The organism is Rhodococcus sp. SMB37 (genome assembly GCF_004345605.1).
In the GTDB taxonomy this organism is placed as follows: domain Bacteria; phylum Actinomycetota; class Actinomycetes; order Mycobacteriales; family Mycobacteriaceae; genus Rhodococcus.
Map to the genome: position 1 here is coordinate 156186 of NZ_SLVY01000006.1, position 15993 is coordinate 172178.

Sequence of the window (15993 nt, forward strand, 5' to 3'; positions counted from 1 at the left end):
TGTTCGACGTTGTCGCCGACTGTTGACTACAGGACTCATAATTCCCACTCAAACCGCGGCTGCCCATCCGTATCTTCTGGCCAGGTGACGTTCAACAGGCCGAGGTTTCGTTTGTTCGATTCGAGTGCAATCCCGACGATTCCTGTTCCGCTTCCCGGCTTGAACCACCGATGTGGGTGATCCTCATGGTAGTGCGGAAGAGACATATCTCGGTGTGTTAGAAGTAAGGGAGTCAGCGGCACTTGCCGGCCGTGGAGTGATATAGAGCGTGGTTCTGCGTCCATTGCCGTACGAATAACGTCCCGCTCTTCGGCGGAGAACGTAGCCTTGAACGTAGCGAACAGAGGTATCGCGGGAATCTCCTTGCGGGAAAGTGCTCCGCAGAGGGCAAAGAGGTTCTTTACGTCGTTCGAGTCGATCGGATTGTGATTTTTGACCTCACCCAGGAGGACTATCCAGCGGTCTTCATGCATGATCGTCGCTATGTCGACCTCGACCTGGCCGTGATTTGATAGTTGTATCTCCAGGCCGAAGACGTGGACGGCTGGAGGTCCCTCGAGGCGATACATGCTGCCGAGCACTGAGGATACAGCCATTGCCGGTAGGAATGCCTTTACTCGAGACTCGGAGAGATGCCCAGCGAGCCGATACTTCCATTCCGGCTTGGTCAAGGCGAGCGCGAGGGCAAGTCGGACGTCGGAGCCGCAAAATTCGCATTGGATTGTGGTGGCAAGTTGTTCGGGTGCGAGCCGAAGGTCGATCCGGCACTCGTGACATTGAATCTGCAGATGCGGAACCAACATGCCGGAACTCAGGAGCAGATGGGCCTGGCGCTCGGCGTACTGCCGCGGTGTCTGGTGGAACGCGCGAAGAGAGTCTGGCCACTCCCCGCGTTGAGAGAGGATGACATTCGTGAGCTGCTGCCACCTAATACCGGTAGTCTTTGCGCCGGACTCTTGGATCGCTGCTCGAACTCCTGGCTGAGCGAGATGCGATGTCAGCGGCCCGCCGAAGAGCTCGGCGGCGCGCGTCTGGAACTTGCCTTCGTCGGACTGACCGACTACGGCTTTCTCGTCGTCGAAGAGTAGCTGCATCACCTCAAGCTGATAGGCGTTCGGTACTGAGAGATCTTCCAGAGCTGCTTGTACTCCGAACACTGGCCCGACCGCCGAGATGCGTACCTGGTCGGCACCATATCCAGGCCGATCGATAAGCGCTGCGTGCCGTCGATAGGGAGGAATCGCAACAGTCAATCGAGGGTCTACTCCTGACGCTTCATGAAATTCGACTTCCGCAGCGACGACCCCGGGAAAGTCATCCGACGGGTCATGGAGTGGGAGACGCGGCAGGTCGACTGAAATCAGTCGCGCTGAGGGCCGGGTTTCTACTCGGAACTTGGTCGAAGCGATCCGTGAGAAGCCTGGGAACCAAGTTCCGGCCAGGGCGTCACCGCGTGAGTTGGGTGCCAATTGGACGTGTCGTTCCTCAGCCCACGACTGCAGGCGCTGTTGCTCAGCTGGCGTCAGGTCGTCGTAGCCCCACACGGGTATGCACAACGGTGGTGTCTCAAGGGATTTTCCTGGAGAGAATGGGGTGAAGATCTTCACGTCAATGGCATCAGCGAGAACTGCGGTGTTGAAGTCTTCTGCGTCCGCTAAGAGCGGGTATACGGCGTTGGAGACGACTCGGCAATTCCAGAACCAGATGGTGTCACGGGCGTTCCCGTCCCGCATGACTACAAAGCCTCGCGGTGCAGGTCGCCCGTAGTGTGTATTCAGGTTGATTAGTCGCGTTGTATCGAGGATTGGTCTCGGTGCCGCCGGTTCATCTGATGGGGATCTCCGTCCCAAATATGCAGCTACTGCGAGGGCCGGATCGCTTGGTCCTGACCACGGGAATGCTCCAATCTCACCGGACGTTGCCAGGGCGCGTGCGGGGAGGATCCCTTCTCTGAACCGGCTTTCCTCTGCGAAGGGGCCGAATTTGCCGAGGCTCCTCCACCTGTAATGGCTGCTGCGAAGGAACTCTTCCAGTTCTTCTGGAGGATTCTCTGCGTAGACATCGTCAACGTCGAACACCCGGATCGCAGCGCGCAGGGGGTCTGGGTCTGCGTTCATGTCGAGGATTGGCATGTAGAGCCCGCCCCAGACCTCCGACAGTTGTGTAATTGCATGAATGACCTGGTCTGCGTCGTCGACATCGACTAGGACACCCACCCTCCATGGCCGAACCGAAACGCGGCCGCGGTACAAAGCAGTCGACTTCTCCGGCACTTCGATTCCTATTCTTCTGTCACTTTTCGGTTCAATGGTGCTGCTGACCATATCTGCTGATACCGACGATGGCCTGAGGTTCCCCCTGAGTAGTGGACACCGAGATAGCGGGAGCAGGTGCCCGCTGGGAGGATGTTCACATGTCGCGGAAGCATCGGTCGTTCACGACCGAATACAAGGTCGATGCTGCGCATCGAGTGATCGATTCCGGCCGATCGATCGCCGAGGTCGCCCGCGACCTCGGCCTCAACGAGGGTCTGCTCGGCCGCTGGGTCGCCCACGAGAGGCGCCGACTCGAGGCAGCACACCGCGAAGGCGATGAACCACTGACAGCTGCTGAGCGTGACGAGTTGACCCGGTTGCGCCGGCATGTCTCCGAGCAGGAGAAAGACATCGCCTTCCTGAAAAAGCCTCGGCGTACTTCGCCGCCCACCATCAACGGTAGAGAAGTATGCGTTGATGGCCGCGGAGTGCGCCAGCACAGCGATCACCCGGATGGCAACCTTGATGGATGTCTCGGTCTCGGGATACTACAAGCACATAAAAACAATGACAGCAACGCAATTGAATCCTGCACGGCAACGTCGAGAAGAGTTGGCGTGCGGATAGCGTCGATCCACAAGCCGTCATGGAGAACTTCGCCGCTCATAGCTTCATCCTTCCCTGGTGCTGCCGACAAGCCAGCGGTGTGGCGAGTTCGCGGCGAGCATTCATGATGTGGTTCCGTTGCGGCCTTGTCGTTTCGGGCGATCGGGTCTCCGGGCGGGTGGGTCGATGCGTTGTTAACGCTCGACCGGTTCACCGGGATGCAGTGCGTGTTGCAGCTGGTGCACGGCGTCGTCGAGGGCCGGACCGAGAGTGGCGGCGGCCCAATCCCACTCTGGGGTCGACCAGAGGTAGTGCACTCCGCCCCACCGCGGCAACCATCGGTCGTCACGACGTCGACGTCGTGAGAGCGACGTCTGGCTGTTGAACTCATCGAACTCACCGGTAACCGGGTCGCGGAACGGTACGGATTCGGGCGTGAACTCCACCAGTACCCGAGTGGTGACCGGGTTCGCGGTGACGGTCTGCTCGAACCATGACTTCTGCTCGTGCTCGCGTGCCACACGTTGATCGGTGAGCATCTGCTCGTACTCTTCGGGCGTGTAGACGGGGCCGTTCCACGTGAACAACTCCTCGTCGCACGCGCCGCCCACCACGAGATCGGTGAATTGTGCGCCTTGTCCGGCGGTTCGGAGCGGAAGCCGAGCATCTGTTCGGACTCGCTGTCCACCCAGATCCGCAACGGGTACGGCTTGCGCGGCGGGGGAGCGAGTTCGATCGTCCAGCACCGTCGGCCGGCGAACTCGGTTTCGTCCACCTCGCCGGTGGGGCGGGTGAAGTCGTCTCCGGCCCAGTCTGCGGCGGTGCGCGGTCGCACGAGGAATTGGTTACGACCCAGGTAGTGGACGCGGTCGGTCGAGCCGGTGCGGGGACGTTGCGCCTCGGCGGTGAAATCCCAGGCGGAGATGCCATCGGTGACGAAGATCAGGCGGCCGTCCTCGTGCTCGACCCGCAGCCGGCTGCCGTGGCGCCAGATGCGGCAGCCGTCCCCGGCGATGACGTGCAGGGGACGAGGGCCGGCCCATGCGAACGACACCTGTTCGGGTTGCTTGTCGGTGCGCATCTCGCGGATGGTGCCGTATATCGGCAGGGTCGGGCCGTCGGTGAGTGCTGTGAGGACTTCGATCCACGCCGTCATTCCGCTCTTACGATCAAACCTGGTTCGGAAGTCTCCGGAAAGCGGGGGAACCTCATCTTCGAGGAGAAGCTCGTAGTTGGCGCGGAACGATGTACGTTCCCGTTCAGCTTTCATCATGGCGGTTGCCTCGGCGACGAATACTTCGCGTGGCCATGCCAGTGCGTATTCAGGGTCGGTCAGGTCCATGCACTCCATTCGCAGTGTTCCGGATAAGTCTGACCGGCCGGGCCTCCTCGACCGGCCAGGGACCCATGCGGTCGAGGAGGCTGTTGTCGGACAGGCGTGTCAAGATCACGCCATGAACGCACAGACGAGCCCGATTCTGGAGTCGACGGTGGTGCTGGCGATGGACTACGGACAGTTCTGTCTCGACGGTGGGCTCGGGGACATCGACAACGAGATGGAGCTGCTCGACCAGGCCCAGGAGCAGCAGCCCAGTGCCGGTGACGGAACCATGGTCGTGGTGGTGTGTCCGCACCAGAACAACTTCGAGATGAGCGTGAACGTGCAGGTCTTCGACTGCCGCCCCGCTGGCGACCGTTCGCAGTGGCAGCAGGTCAGCGAAGATCACCTCGAGATCGACGCGCCTGGTGTGCTGAGCCTGTCGTCCCCGACCACCGAACCGGTCACCGTCGCGGTGCCGCACGGCGAGTATGTGGTGGAGGTTTCCGGCCGTGGTTTCGTCAACTACGGTTGGCCCGGTTCGACCACCCCCGGGGATGTGTGGAGGCTGCGATTGTGGCCCGACGACGGCAGCGTTCTCGAACCCGCGCAACTGTGGGAGATGCCCGAATGCGGCACCCCGGAGAACATTCCGAGCTCGATGGACGGATCCGACGGCTCGGTGACAGGCGGATCGTGAACCCGCAGCCAAGCTCGGCGATCATGACTGTGTGGATGGCCGCGGTTCGCGCCGATGACCTGCCGCATCTGCACCGCTTCGTCCGAGGGCTGGACACCGACCATGATGCGGTGCGCACTGCTCCGCAAACGCATCCTGCTCGCCCAGTGACGGTTGACCGGGCAGAGCGATCAGCCGTTCAGCTCGCCCAAGACGAGGCGTTGCTGCACAATTCGCCGATCGGCGACACCACCGGTCGCCGTGGAGGTCGATCCAGACAGGCGCTCCGTCAACCTGTCGCGGCCGCAGCAGGTGACGCCCGCGCGAGGGCCACTGCACGAAGTCGTAGCCGGCCAGTTCGGTCTGGGCGGTATCGGCGACCCAGACCGCTGCTTCGACGAATGAGGTGTTCATCGACAGTCCCCGGCACAGACCGAATCCACTGATGCCCGCAGTGCCGTGCCAGCCGATCGTGACGGCGTAGGTAGGGCTGATGGACAGCTCCCAGATCAGTCGGTCGGGGTCGACATCGCGGCCGTAGCGCAGGCACCGCAGATGGCGCCCGGTGGCGACGACCGCGTCGATCCACGCGTCCGGGACGTCGAGCTCTGCCCCAGGCTTGTCGTAGAAGTCGACGGCGTTGCCGACCACCCTGAAACGCCAGGTCAACTGCTCCGTGTCTCCGGGACACCAGATCGACATGAGCTCTACTGTGGCACAACCTGGTAAGTATCCGGCCTTCGCGACACCGCACCGCTGTCGCTGAGTAGGCCCGGGGCGCGGTGACGGGATTGCTCCCACTCCGTTTCCCCGGACCTCTCGCCGAACCCGCCGTGCGCCTCTCAACGCAACGGGCTCTCCACGGTCTCTGCCATCAGACTGTCCGCAGGGTCGTCCATCGGTTGGGGATCGTGTTGCCTCGCCATCGATAACGGGTGACCGCCACGCTGGCCATGTCGAACAACACGGTCCCGTCCGCCGCCGTGATAGGCAACCACCGCCCATCACGGGTGGTGTATCGGCGACGAATATCTTTCCACCCCCAGCGATGCCGGGTCTGCAGCATCCGAATCACCCGCTGCCACACAAAGTGTTGCAGCGCGGTGAACCGGTCTTTTGCCACGGCATGCTTGAAGTAGTTGGACCAGCCGCGCAGAATCTGGTTGAGCCGCACGATCACGTACTCCAGACTCAACTGCGACTGCCGATGGGTCCGGGCACGGACTTTCCCCTTCAACGACCGGATGGGCCGGTCGCCGATGAAGGTGTAGACGAACCACTTGTCCGAGCCTCGCTTGCGACGCCACCGGATGTGGAATCCCAAGAAATCGACCCCGTCGCTGAGGTGTCGCACCCGGGTTTTCTCCGGCGAGAGCCGCAGACCCATCGGTGCGAGAACCTCGCCGACCTGTTCACGCATCGCCTTCGTGTCGTCTTCGGTCCCATGGACGAGGACGACAAAGTCATCGGCATAGCGGATGAGCCGCCACGTCGGTGACCCCTTGCGGCGACGGTATGCCCGCTTGCCCTCGGTGGACATCGTGCCGCCCGGCTTCCACGGCGCCATCACATGCTCGTCGAGCACACGGGGCGCGATGTTGGCCAACAACGGCGACAGGATGCCACCCTGGGGCGTGCCGGTCGTGGTGTCCCGTCGATCGCCGAGTTCGGTGAGAAACCCGGCCTTGAGGAACGCCTTGACCAGCGCCAGGACCCGTTTGTCCTTGATCCGCAACCGGACACGATCCATCAATGCGACATGCTCGATCCGATCGAAGCACGCCTCGATGTCCGCATCCAGCACCCAGCGGTAACCGCGGGTGCCGTAGTAATGGATCTCGGCTACCGCGTCCTGCGCCCGCCGGTTGGGCCGGAACCCGAACGAGACCGGCTTGAAGTCGGCCTCGAAGATCGGTTCCAGCACCAACTTGAGCGCGGCCTGAACAACCCGGTCTGCCACCGTCGGTATCGAAGAGGCGGCGCACCTTCCCCGACCCACCCGGCTTGGGAATCGTTCTCTCCCGCACCGGTAACGGCCGAAACGAACCATCCTTCAGGCTGGTTCGTAGGTCATTCAGAAACCCCGGAGCCCCGACATATTCCTCGACGTCGGCGACGGTCATGCCGTCCACGCCGGGAGTCTTTGCTCCACGGTTGCCCGCGACCCGGTCGAACGCCACGATCAGCGTCGCTGGGTCGTGCACAAGATTGAACAGGTCGCCGAACCGGCGGCCGGGATCGGCCACCGCCCAATGGTGAAGTTTGGCCTGTATCTCCGATACCCGTCGGCGCGGTCCCATCGGGTCCGCCTCCGAAGTGGCGTCACCGTTCGGTGGCGCATCTTTCGGCATTACAGTCTCCGCCTTTCTCGAAACCGCTGCCGCCCTTCGCCATGTGACCGGCTTTCCCGGCCTCGGACTACTACGGCGGCTCCGCCCCACCCGACACGTTCGACGGTCGATGCGTCTATCCCGGCCCGGCGAGCCGGCTGCCCGCAAGGCCGGGAGCCGTGACGGGCGGTTCCCGTGTTCACTGTGATTCGCTCGACGAAGGAGGAGCCCAACTGTGTCCCTGCGGCATCGCCACGAGTACGCCGTAGACCTTCCTCGTGGCCTCCCGGCCGACTTTCGTAAACCAACCCAGGAGTTCCCCGCCGATCTCGACGGGTGCGCACCGCGTCCTGCCCTGATCCGCCAGGTTCGAGCAGGTGGCCCATTGAGGGACGTAACAGCGCTGGTTCCTCGCGTACTCCTCTCCGTCTCGCTTGCCGGACCCGCGCCATCTGGCAGTGCTGGCCACGTCCCGGCGTTGTCAGGGCTGCTCCCACCCTCTCCGGCATCACCCGGATCAGGCTGCCCTCAGCTCCACCGACCTGCTACGACAGGCCGGCGGTGAAGGTCTCTCACCTCCACTCGAATCACAGCGCCTCACGGCGCAAACGGAAAATGGGCCAGAACCTGAAAACTGACCCCTTTCCGGACAGTTTCACTCCTCTGAGGGTTCTGTGTGATCAGAGGCCCGCTACAGACCCGTGTGCGCCCCGTTCCGTCGTACTCAGCCCATCTCGACGTAATCAGTTCAGGTTTACCCCGATGACCTGGACAACCAGTCCTGCCGCCGAAACGAAGAGCCCCCACACGGCGGGTCGCAACTGAAGGACCGCCCCCGCGCTCTGCGTGACCCGCAACTCCGCGAGAGCGCCCGCCAGGTCCCGCTCTCCCCGTTTCCGTACGCTCTCGATCTTCTCCCCGTGATCATGCAGCGTTTCCCCCACCTCGTACAGAGCCTTGCGGAGGTGATTCAAGTTCTGTTCGAGGGCGAGGACGCGGAGGTCCACCGGTTGTGTCGGATCCGGCACCACCTCCACCAGCGCAGATGCACGCCCGCCGAACGTGTCGCTGGCCGAGATCGTCCGCACGATGGGTGGTCTCCGCCAACTGGCCGGCAACCATCGAAACCGTCGCCGTACCCATTCCGGCCAGAAGCGGGACTCTCCGGCAGCATCGCGCCACGTAACGAACAAGCCATACCCGGCCAGCAGCAAGCCCGACAGCTGCATCACCACGCCCACCCATTCCAGGCCGTTCACAGAAAATCTCCTCTACTGCATAGTGTTCGGGTCAGATGTCCAGCATCGGCTGGGCCGCAAGCGAGGCGTGCCATACAGCCCTGGTACCGATTGTGAGCACATGTCGAAGCCGTACCCTTCCGACGTCCGCGAACGAGCGCTGCAAACCGCGCTCGACCGGCTGCACGAGTATCCGTCACCGTATGCGGCGGCGGTCGCCTTCGGACCTTCGTTCGGAGTGGAGGCCGAGATCCTCGGCGAGTACCTGCGGCTACCCGCCACCGACCACCTCATAACCGACATGGCGGCCGCAATCCCCGGCACGAACTGCGCACACCCGTCCAGTTGCTGATGCTCGCTACCGGCTGCTGCTCACCGACCCGGACCGAACCTCAGGGCCTGCTCTGAACAGCATCGATGACACGTCCCGCCGCCGCGCGCGGCGATTGCGACCGTCGAGCTCGCCCGGACCGGCGCAGGGTGTCGAGCCGAGCGTCCGTCACCCTGATGCAGATTCGATGTCTTCCCGGCCCCGCACTCCCCGAGAGAGCGGGGTCGAAAACATGCCTTGAACTGTGCAGATGGCATGTCCACGGGTGGGGTGGCGCAGCGCCGGCGACCGCGCGGCCGTGCGTCGATTACTGCTGTGAGTTGCGGAAACGACACGTCTCACGGTGGTCAAACAATACAAATTAACATTGTTAAGTGTGTCACGCCGGAAGGGAGTTTAACCGGCATGGATGATGGCCACTGACGACAGCGGAGAACAGGGTTGACGATGGCCAAGACTGTGACGGCAGTCCGGCTCGATGTGGACGGGATCGCAAGGGTGATTGAGCTGGAGAAGGCGGAGTCGGGCGTCGGCGAGGCCCTGCACGCGGCGCTGGACTGAGTGCCGGGACATGTGGCGCGGCGAGGAGGGCCTGTGGGGGCCGAGCCGGTGGTGAAACCGGGTGACGACCCGAGTCGCTGCCACGGCTGGAAGTGGTGATGTTGCAGGGCGGTGTGACCCGTCAGGGGCGTGGAAGCGGCTCACTCTCGGGCACCTCGAGATCGCGGACTGCGTGCTGACGATCGTGATGTACCTACTGGCCCGCGCGTCATCGCGCACGTGACGGCGGCCGAGGTGAGCAGACGCTGGCCGAGAACTTCGCTCACGCAAAGTCGATTCTCAGGAGGTCGTAGCGCCGTCTACCGGACCGGCCCTCGGGTCCGCCTTCGGGCGGGCGATCGCCCGATGGTACTGCTCCGGCAACAGATCCGGGCTGGCGGCAGCTACATTTCCGGTGAGCAGGCAACCGTGACCCGGTCCCTGCGGCAGCGAGCGGTCAGGAGTGGGTATGGGCGAGGAGGCTCAGAACAGGGCAGGGGTGCGGGCGCGTGCCGGCGATCGAGGCGGCCGACGGGTTCGATCCGGGCGAGTTGGTGTTCCCGGAGACCGACGAGGCGCGGGACTCGGTGACGTCGCGAGCGCTGGCCCAGGCCAGGCGATCTGCACCGCGGACCGAGGCCCCGCCACGACGGACGCCCGGGCGGCCGTTGCGCACGTGGCAGGACGCGGAGGACTTCGCGGAGCACTGGATGCGCAACAACGGTTATCCGGACGCGCACAAGACTCCGCCGGGAGCGGACGGAGGTATCGACGTCACGTCAGCCCGGCGATTGCTCAGGTGAAGTTCCAAGCGGCGAAGGTTCCCTTGCGCGAGGTTCAGCGTCTCAGCGGAATCGCCCATGCCGAGGGTAAGGACGCGATCTTCTTCTCCGTCAGTGGATACACGGCCCAGGCCAAGTCGTGGGGGGACCAGCATGGGGTGCGGTGCCTGAAGTACCGGGCGCGTGGATAGCGCGCTCCTCGACGTCCGGCCGGAATCCGCGGATGGTGCAAGTCACCTCGGCGGTGGTGGTGTGGGACACCTAATGTGCGCCTAGTAGGTCTGATGGTCCCAGTAGCATTCCTCGCTCTCTTCCCTGTTCTCGTACCGGATTCCGATCTCGCTCATCCACTGGGAGAAGCGCACGCACACCGCCTCGAGAGTGGAGGTCAGCAATTCGTGACTACAGGGTTCGTCGGCTGCCGGTACGGCGGTACGCGATCGCCGTCGTCGTCGGGGGCACTATCCTGTGGGAGCACGTTATATCATTCATACGAGCTAGTCGATCGGTGGAAATGCTCACATGCATTTGAGGTTCACCCCGGAATGTGGACACCGAATTGGCGGGACACCGTTCCCGCTGGAAGGATGTCCGTATGCCCCCTCGTAAACGCCGGTCGTTCACAGCCGAGTACAAGGTCGAGGCTGCCCATCGAGTGATCGATTCCGGACGCACCATCGCGGAGGTCGCCCGCGAACTGGGCTTGAACGAGAGCCTGCTGGGTGAATGGGTCAAAGTCGAGCGGCGCAGGATCGCCGCCGCCGACGCCCAGGGAGAAAAACCACTCGACGCTGCCGAACGTGCCGAGTTACTCCGATTACGAAGGCACGTAAGCGAACTCGAGAAGGACAACCAGTTCTTGGTAAAAGCTTCGGCGTACTTTGCCGCGATGCAGAAGAATCGACCCGGTTCGATCTGATGGTGAAGTACGCCTGCCCCGAGAACATCGAGGACACCGCCGGCACTGCCGCACCGGAAGGTGCACGGTTTTCGATCAGGCGGATGGCGAGACTACTGAAAGTGTCCACGTCCGGCTATTACCAGCACGTCACACGCAGGGCTTCGGTGGTGGCGACGCCGCGGCAGCAACGGCGAGCCGATCTCGAAGTCAAGATCGTCGATATCCACCGGGAATCGAGGGGAACGTACGGGTCACCGCGGGTGACCGCCGAGCTGCGGGCACGCGGTGAGGTGGTGACGAAGAAGACGGTGGCCAAGATCATGGCGTCGGCGGGGATCGAAGGTATCAGTCCACGCACGTTCAAGGTCAAGACCACGGTGGTCGATCCGCAGGCGTCGTTCCCGCCGGACCTGGTCGAGCGGTGCTTCGACCAGGGCCGTCTCGATGCGGCGTGGTTCACCGACATCACCTAATGGGAGGGTCGGAATCCGATCCGACACGAGGAAGCGACCGGCAGGTGGTCACTGAGATTTCACCGATCCGGGCGCAGTCTGAAGCGGTGAGCTGCTGGAAGGTGACCACTGCTGTTGATGACACGGACTGCGTGAGAGGTCTGTACGTAGACGGTGGCCCTGCCAGTCCCCGGGGCACGTGATCGGCTTGTGAGATGCCGCGCCGCGAGCGCTGTCCATTAGGTCGCCGCACCACCCCGAGCTCCGCAAGGGAACGACGCCGACACGGAAGGATCGCACATGAGGATCACCTGCGGGATCGACTGGGCCGAGGCACACCACGATGTCGCGCTCGCCGACGACACCGGACAGATCGTCGCGCGAGAACGAATCAATACCAGCGCAAGAGGATTCAACGAACTGCTCGCGCTGATCGCCGAGAACGGAGGCACACCCGAGCACACCCCGATCGCCATCGAGACCGATAAGAACCTGCTCGTCGTCGCCCTCGCCGAAGCCGGCTTCACCATCCACCCGATCAACCCCCGCGCGGTGGCCCGCTACCGCGAACGCCACGGGCAGGCCGGCGGCAAGTCGGACCCCGGCGACGCCGCGGTCCTGGCGAACATCCTGCGCACCGACCCCGAGGTGCACCGGGTGCTGCCGGCGGTCAGCGAACATGGGCGGGCGGTCAAGGCCCTGGCCCGTCAGCACCAGGAGGCGATCTGGGCACTGCACCAGACGATCAGCCGGCTCCGCTCGGTGCTTCTCGAGTTCTATCCTGCTGCACTGCAGGCATTCCCAAACCTCAAGCACCGAGCTGCGTTGACCGTGCTGACGGCGGCGCCAACCCCCTCTGCGGGCCGGAAGCTGACCCGGCGGCGGCTGGAGTCCCTGCTGCACCGCAGCGGCCGCCGCAACGACCCGGGCCTGGTCGAGCAGATCCTCGCCGAACTGCAGGCGCCGGCGCTGCGGCAGCCTCCGCAGGTCGAGGCGGCCCTCGGCCGGGCGGTCACCGGGCTGCTCGGCATCGTCGCGTCGATGCACCGGGCGGTCGACGACCTCGAGAAGGAGCTGGGCCGGGTCTTCGACACGCACCCGCAAGCGCAGATCCTGCGCTCGGCCCCGGGCCTCGGGCCGATCCTCGCCGCCCGGGTTCTCGCCGAGATCGGCGACGACCCATTACGATTCGGAAGTCCTGCCGGGCTTCGGGCGTTCGCGGGAACGGCGCCGATCACCCGCGCCTCCGGACGCTCGCACTACGTCAAGGCCCGCAAGGTCCGCAACAAGCGCCTCGGCGACGCCTGCCACTGGTGGGCGTTCTCGATGCTCACCAAGTCCGCCGGCGCCCGCGCCCACTACGACAAACGCCGAGCCGCCGGAGACCACCACAACGCCGCCCTGCGCAACCTCGCCAACAAGCTCCTCGGACGCCTGTGGTGGTGCCTGCAACACGGCAAGCCGTGGGACGACCAGGCCGCCTGGCCCCAGCCTCACGACGGCCCGAAACCGGCCGCCGCTTGACACCTGACCGGCGTGGGATGTCTACGTGCGGATGGTGCCGTGCTTCGCGTATACGGCGTTCGTGATCGATGCGTTCGCCGGCACGATCGTCGGTTGGGAGGTGTCGACGTCGAAGGAAACAGCGTTCGTTCAACGGGCGGTGAATCAGGCCTGCAGGCTGCGGTCGGTGCAAGGTAATCCTTTGCGCGGGAGCACTATTCACCACTCGGATGCAGGCTCGCAATATACGGCTCTGCGCTTCGGGGAAACCCTGTTCCTGCAAGGGCTTCGGCCGTCGATAGGGTCGGTGGCCGATGCCTACGACAACGCCCTCGCGGAGACGACGATCGGGCTCTACAAGGCCGAGTGCATCGCCGACGATTCCCCGTTCCGCAAGGGCCCGTTGCGCACCGTCAGTGACGTCGAGGAGGCCACCTCGGCGTGGGTGCATTGGTACAACGCCGGCCGGCTCATGCATCGTCTCGGGCGGATCCCACCGGTCGAGTACGAAGCCAAGTACTACGCTGAACACCGTGCCGATCAACCGGTCGCACACAAATGACAGTGTGTGCATGAGACCCGGGATGGTTCACCATGCCCCTGTCCACCCTCGGCGCGGCCATCGCGGCCCTCACCGAAGTCGCCGCCCTCACCGGCACCCACCACGGCCCCGGCGAGCCGGCCGCGGCACTGTCGCTGATCTCCACCCTCGGCGTCCTGACCAGAAACCACGACAACGACCTGCCCGTCATCGGGGTGCCGGAGTCACTCGTCATGCGAGCGATCCGGCTCGTCGCCAACACCGCCGACCTCGTCCACCGCGGCTGCCCGCTACCGGCAGGCGTCGCCGAGGACGTACGGCCCCACCTGCACCAGGCACTGGAGGACGACGTCGCCCGCCTCCGGGCGCTGCTCCCCCGCCCCGGCCGACGACCCCGCGCGGTCCTGTGGGCAGTTCCCGACACTCCCTCATGAACCCGGGACGCGTGCACACCGGGAGGTCCTCGCGAGGCGCATACGTGTCACACGACACCCGCGCGCGGAAGCGTTCGACGAGCACCACGACAGCGGGGCTGCGCAGCAGCATCGTCCGATAGGCGTCCGGTAGTCCGCTCACGCACGAGACCACCTGCACACCAAGCAGATTGACAACACGATTCGGTCAGTGACGTACGATACGCGCATGTCCGATACCGCGGCCCTGAGCATCTCCGACGCGCGTGCCCAACTCGGCGCGATCATCGACCGCGCACGCACCGACCACCACCCCGTCTACATCGCGCGCCGCGGACGCCGGATCGCGGCGGTCATCGACGCCGACGACCTCGACCGCCTCCTCGCACTCGCCGAGGACATCGCCGACCTCCACGCGGCCGAGCAGGCCCGCACCGAGATGCATTCGGCCGGCGCGTCGCCGATACCGTGGGACGAGGTCAAGGCCGATCTCGGCCTCGCATGAGATACCAGGTGGCGCTGACCCCCGCCGCGGCCCGGCAACTGCGCACCTTCGAGCCGGCGGGTCACCGACGAATCCACGCGGCCATTGCACTGCTCGCCGCCGAACCACGGCCACCGGCAGCGACGCGACCGGTCGGCGGTCACGGGCAGTGGCGGGTGCGCACCGGCAACTACCGGATCGTCTACGAGATCGACGACACCCGGATCCTGGTACTCGTGTTCCGCGTCGGGCAGCGCCGTGAGATCTCCCCGCGACACTGACACGACATGCCTGCGCCCGGGCGCCGGGCGGCCCGAGTGCGAGCGGATCCCGCACCGGCTCCGGCACGGTCGAGGATCTTCTCGACCGGCTCACCGGACAGGGCGTCGAGCGAGGTGATGGTGCCCTGGTCCGCGAGACGGACCGGCCGACGCTCCTACCCGTCACCCGGCCGACCCGGCCATGCCGATCAACGACCGATCTGCTGATCACCGCGAGCCCCCGGGGGGCAGTCGCCGCCGAGACGCCACACCATCGGCGCCTCACCGCATCTCGGCGTTCCGACCCCCGACCTCGGCAGGCGGCGGACCGGTGATGCCGGCGAGATCGGACACTCACCCGCAGGACCGAACTTGGACCACGGGCGGCGGCAGGCCGCGACGCGGAACTGTGATGACCCGGACACCGTGGCGGGCAAGGAACAGTCGCGGATCGGGCGGGTGATGACTTCGAGGTGGGTGTGCCCGGTACTGGCGGGCACGGGGTCCCGTGCGGACACGCTCCGGAGGTACAGCTGCTCGCCCAGCCGAGAGCCTCCATCCGGATTCGACGATCATGCGTGGAGCGCATCGACGATCTCAACGATCTGGCCACCCTGCCTGTGGCCTCCGGCCTCGAGCTGCTCGACGCGCGACTCGCCACCGCCAGCCCAGACCCTGCTGCGTGCACTGCTGTCGACATTCATCCACGCCCTGGTGGCCGCCGAAGCCGACGCACACGGTTATGGTGCCGGCGTCGGCCAGCGCTGCGGAGAATGCGAGATGCTCCTGAGTCGGCGCCCGGACGCCGTCATGGTCGTCGGACCGATCGTGCGGCTCGCTGCGGTGGTCATCAGGGTGGCCGGGGTGCCGGGCAACGGCGGCGACGGGCCCGCATCGACGACAACTCACGGCGTTCGAGTATCACATCACCAGGTCCACCGGCGACTCCATCGTGCCGTGGGGTATCGACCGCGCTCAGGCCGGATCGAGCGCCGCGGACTCGTCCAAATCTGACACCTGCAACCATCCCCCTCGACTCCGGCCCGCACTCGCGACCCCAGGCGTGGGCCAGGACGATCCACCACGGCCACCCCCACCATGCCCAGCGATGCACCCTCCACGGGGGTACCTCCGAGTGTCTTTCACCCGTTTCGGCACCACACTCTTCACCCGCTCCACACCGTCGGACGACACCATTTCTTTTCCTAACCTGCTGTTTCCTCCTACTCCCCCACTCCCCACGCACTCTGCAGAATCGGGCGGCGCGACGGTCCGCCCGCACCGGTCCGGCACCCGAGAAAACCCCTCTTCCCTCCCGACCCACCGACGCCCGCGAGGACCGTCATCGGGGTCCGACCGG

17 protein-coding genes and 1 pseudogene are annotated in these 15993 nt (G+C 64.8%); 12 read left to right on the forward strand and 6 right to left on the reverse strand.

What is annotated here, in order from left to right; genetic code table 11:
* Positions 1-35 precede the first annotated feature (35 nt).
* Entirely contained in the window at positions 36-2273 is a 2238-nt protein-coding gene (locus tag EV641_RS12180) for a hypothetical protein (protein WP_158289155.1), read from the reverse strand.
* Between the two features lie 140 nt (positions 2274-2413).
* On the opposite strand from EV641_RS12180, the gene EV641_RS12185 reads away from it, so the two are divergent.
* Complete coding sequence (locus EV641_RS12185; protein WP_132472005.1) at positions 2414-2989, forward strand: transposase; 576 nt, start codon at positions 2414-2416, stop codon at positions 2987-2989.
* A gap of 66 nt (positions 2990-3055) precedes the next feature.
* Here the strand turns inward: EV641_RS12185 and EV641_RS29465 are convergent, their stop codons facing one another.
* Entirely contained in the window at positions 3056-3607 is a 552-nt protein-coding gene (locus EV641_RS29465; protein ID WP_199233228.1) for a hypothetical protein, read from the reverse strand.
* Positions 3608-4315: 708 nt separating this feature from the next.
* On the opposite strand from EV641_RS29465, the gene EV641_RS12195 reads away from it, so the two are divergent.
* Complete coding sequence (locus EV641_RS12195; protein WP_132472006.1) at positions 4316-4879, forward strand: hypothetical protein; 564 nt, start codon at positions 4316-4318, stop codon at positions 4877-4879.
* A 21-nt stretch (positions 4880-4900) separates the two neighbouring features.
* Here the strand turns inward: EV641_RS12195 and EV641_RS12200 are convergent, their stop codons facing one another.
* The 3 genes from EV641_RS12200 to EV641_RS12210 form a co-directional block, all read right to left on the reverse strand.
* On the reverse strand, positions 4901-5560 hold the full coding sequence (locus EV641_RS12200; RefSeq protein WP_241997129.1) for a hypothetical protein: 660 nt from the start codon (positions 5558-5560) through the stop codon (positions 4901-4903).
* A gap of 172 nt (positions 5561-5732) precedes the next feature.
* Positions 5733-6818, reverse strand: coding sequence for a reverse transcriptase domain-containing protein (locus tag EV641_RS12205; protein WP_241997131.1), 1086 nt, complete (start codon positions 6816-6818; stop codon positions 5733-5735).
* 1113 nt (positions 6819-7931) lie between these two features.
* Entirely contained in the window at positions 7932-8447 is a 516-nt protein-coding gene (locus EV641_RS12210; RefSeq protein WP_132472007.1) for a hypothetical protein, read from the reverse strand.
* A 100-nt stretch (positions 8448-8547) separates the two neighbouring features.
* Here EV641_RS12210 and EV641_RS12215 point away from each other — a divergent pair, with 100 nt between their 5' ends.
* The 3 genes from EV641_RS12215 (at position 8548) to EV641_RS29225 (ending at position 10270) form a co-directional block, all read left to right on the forward strand.
* Complete coding sequence (locus tag EV641_RS12215) at positions 8548-8778, forward strand: hypothetical protein (RefSeq protein ID WP_132472008.1); 231 nt, start codon at positions 8548-8550, stop codon at positions 8776-8778.
* A 1028-nt stretch (positions 8779-9806) separates the two neighbouring features.
* The gene (locus tag EV641_RS29220; protein ID WP_158289156.1) at positions 9807-10100 is read left to right on the forward strand and encodes a hypothetical protein; all 294 of its coding nucleotides are present in this window, start codon (positions 9807-9809) and stop codon (positions 10098-10100) included.
* Positions 10097-10270, forward strand: coding sequence for a hypothetical protein (locus EV641_RS29225; RefSeq protein ID WP_158289157.1), 174 nt, complete (start codon positions 10097-10099; stop codon positions 10268-10270). Before EV641_RS29220 ends, EV641_RS29225 begins: the two co-directional genes overlap by 4 nt.
* A gap of 81 nt (positions 10271-10351) precedes the next feature.
* On the opposite strand, the gene EV641_RS30125 is transcribed toward EV641_RS29225, so the two are convergent.
* Positions 10352-10474 carry a hypothetical protein gene (locus tag EV641_RS30125; RefSeq protein ID WP_277874492.1) on the reverse strand — a complete coding sequence of 41 codons (123 nt, stop codon included), beginning with the start codon at positions 10472-10474 and terminating at the stop codon, positions 10352-10354.
* A gap of 200 nt (positions 10475-10674) precedes the next feature.
* Here EV641_RS30125 and EV641_RS12225 point away from each other — a divergent pair, with 200 nt between their 5' ends.
* The 7 genes and pseudogenes from EV641_RS12225 to EV641_RS12255 all read left to right on the forward strand — a co-directional run bounded on the left by EV641_RS12225 (position 10675) and on the right by EV641_RS12255 (position 14654).
* Positions 10675-10998 carry a transposase gene (locus EV641_RS12225; RefSeq protein ID WP_132472010.1) on the forward strand — a complete coding sequence of 108 codons (324 nt, stop codon included), beginning with the start codon at positions 10675-10677 and terminating at the stop codon, positions 10996-10998.
* Between the two features lie 83 nt (positions 10999-11081).
* Positions 11082-11453 carry a transposase gene (locus EV641_RS30130; RefSeq protein WP_277874497.1) on the forward strand — a complete coding sequence of 124 codons (372 nt, stop codon included), beginning with the start codon at positions 11082-11084 and terminating at the stop codon, positions 11451-11453.
* A gap of 279 nt (positions 11454-11732) precedes the next feature.
* Positions 11733-12956: an IS110 family transposase gene (locus EV641_RS12235; RefSeq protein WP_132472012.1), complete on the forward strand. Its 1224-nt coding sequence runs from the start codon at positions 11733-11735 to the stop codon at positions 12954-12956.
* A 22-nt stretch (positions 12957-12978) separates the two neighbouring features.
* Positions 12979-13497, forward strand: a pseudogene (locus EV641_RS12240) (DDE-type integrase/transposase/recombinase); the annotation flags it as partial.
* Positions 13498-13529: 32 nt separating this feature from the next.
* Positions 13530-13910, forward strand: a complete 381-nt coding sequence (locus EV641_RS29750) for a hypothetical protein (RefSeq protein WP_241997133.1) — start codon at positions 13530-13532, stop codon at positions 13908-13910.
* A gap of 208 nt (positions 13911-14118) precedes the next feature.
* Positions 14119-14394: a type II toxin-antitoxin system Phd/YefM family antitoxin gene (locus tag EV641_RS12250; RefSeq protein WP_132472014.1), complete on the forward strand. Its 276-nt coding sequence runs from the start codon at positions 14119-14121 to the stop codon at positions 14392-14394.
* A gap of 8 nt (positions 14395-14402) precedes the next feature.
* Positions 14403-14654, forward strand: coding sequence for a type II toxin-antitoxin system RelE/ParE family toxin (locus EV641_RS12255; protein ID WP_241997135.1), 252 nt, complete (start codon positions 14403-14405; stop codon positions 14652-14654).
* Positions 14655-15993: the final 1339 nt, after the last annotated feature.

What these genes read in the sequence shown, in the direction of transcription:
- EV641_RS12185 (WP_132472005.1), top strand. Translation starts at nt 2,414, where the DNA reads ATGTCGCGGAAGCATCGGTCGTTCACGACCGAATACAAGGTCGATGCT.
- EV641_RS12250 (WP_132472014.1), top strand. Translation starts at nt 14,119, where the DNA reads ATGTCCGATACCGCGGCCCTGAGCATCTCCGACGCGCGTGCCCAACTC.
- EV641_RS12235 (WP_132472012.1), top strand. Translation starts at nt 11,733, where the DNA reads ATGAGGATCACCTGCGGGATCGACTGGGCCGAGGCACACCACGATGTC.
- EV641_RS12200 (WP_241997129.1), bottom strand. Translation starts at nt 5,560, where the DNA reads ATGTCGATCTGGTGTCCCGGAGACACGGAGCAGTTGACCTGGCGTTTC.
- EV641_RS30130 (WP_277874497.1), top strand. Translation starts at nt 11,082, where the DNA reads ATGGCGAGACTACTGAAAGTGTCCACGTCCGGCTATTACCAGCACGTC.
- EV641_RS12215 (WP_132472008.1), top strand. Translation starts at nt 8,548, where the DNA reads ATGTCGAAGCCGTACCCTTCCGACGTCCGCGAACGAGCGCTGCAAACC.
- EV641_RS29750 (WP_241997133.1), top strand. Translation starts at nt 13,530, where the DNA reads ATGCCCCTGTCCACCCTCGGCGCGGCCATCGCGGCCCTCACCGAAGTC.
- EV641_RS12225 (WP_132472010.1), top strand. Translation starts at nt 10,675, where the DNA reads ATGCCCCCTCGTAAACGCCGGTCGTTCACAGCCGAGTACAAGGTCGAG.
- EV641_RS12195 (WP_132472006.1), top strand. Translation starts at nt 4,316, where the DNA reads ATGAACGCACAGACGAGCCCGATTCTGGAGTCGACGGTGGTGCTGGCG.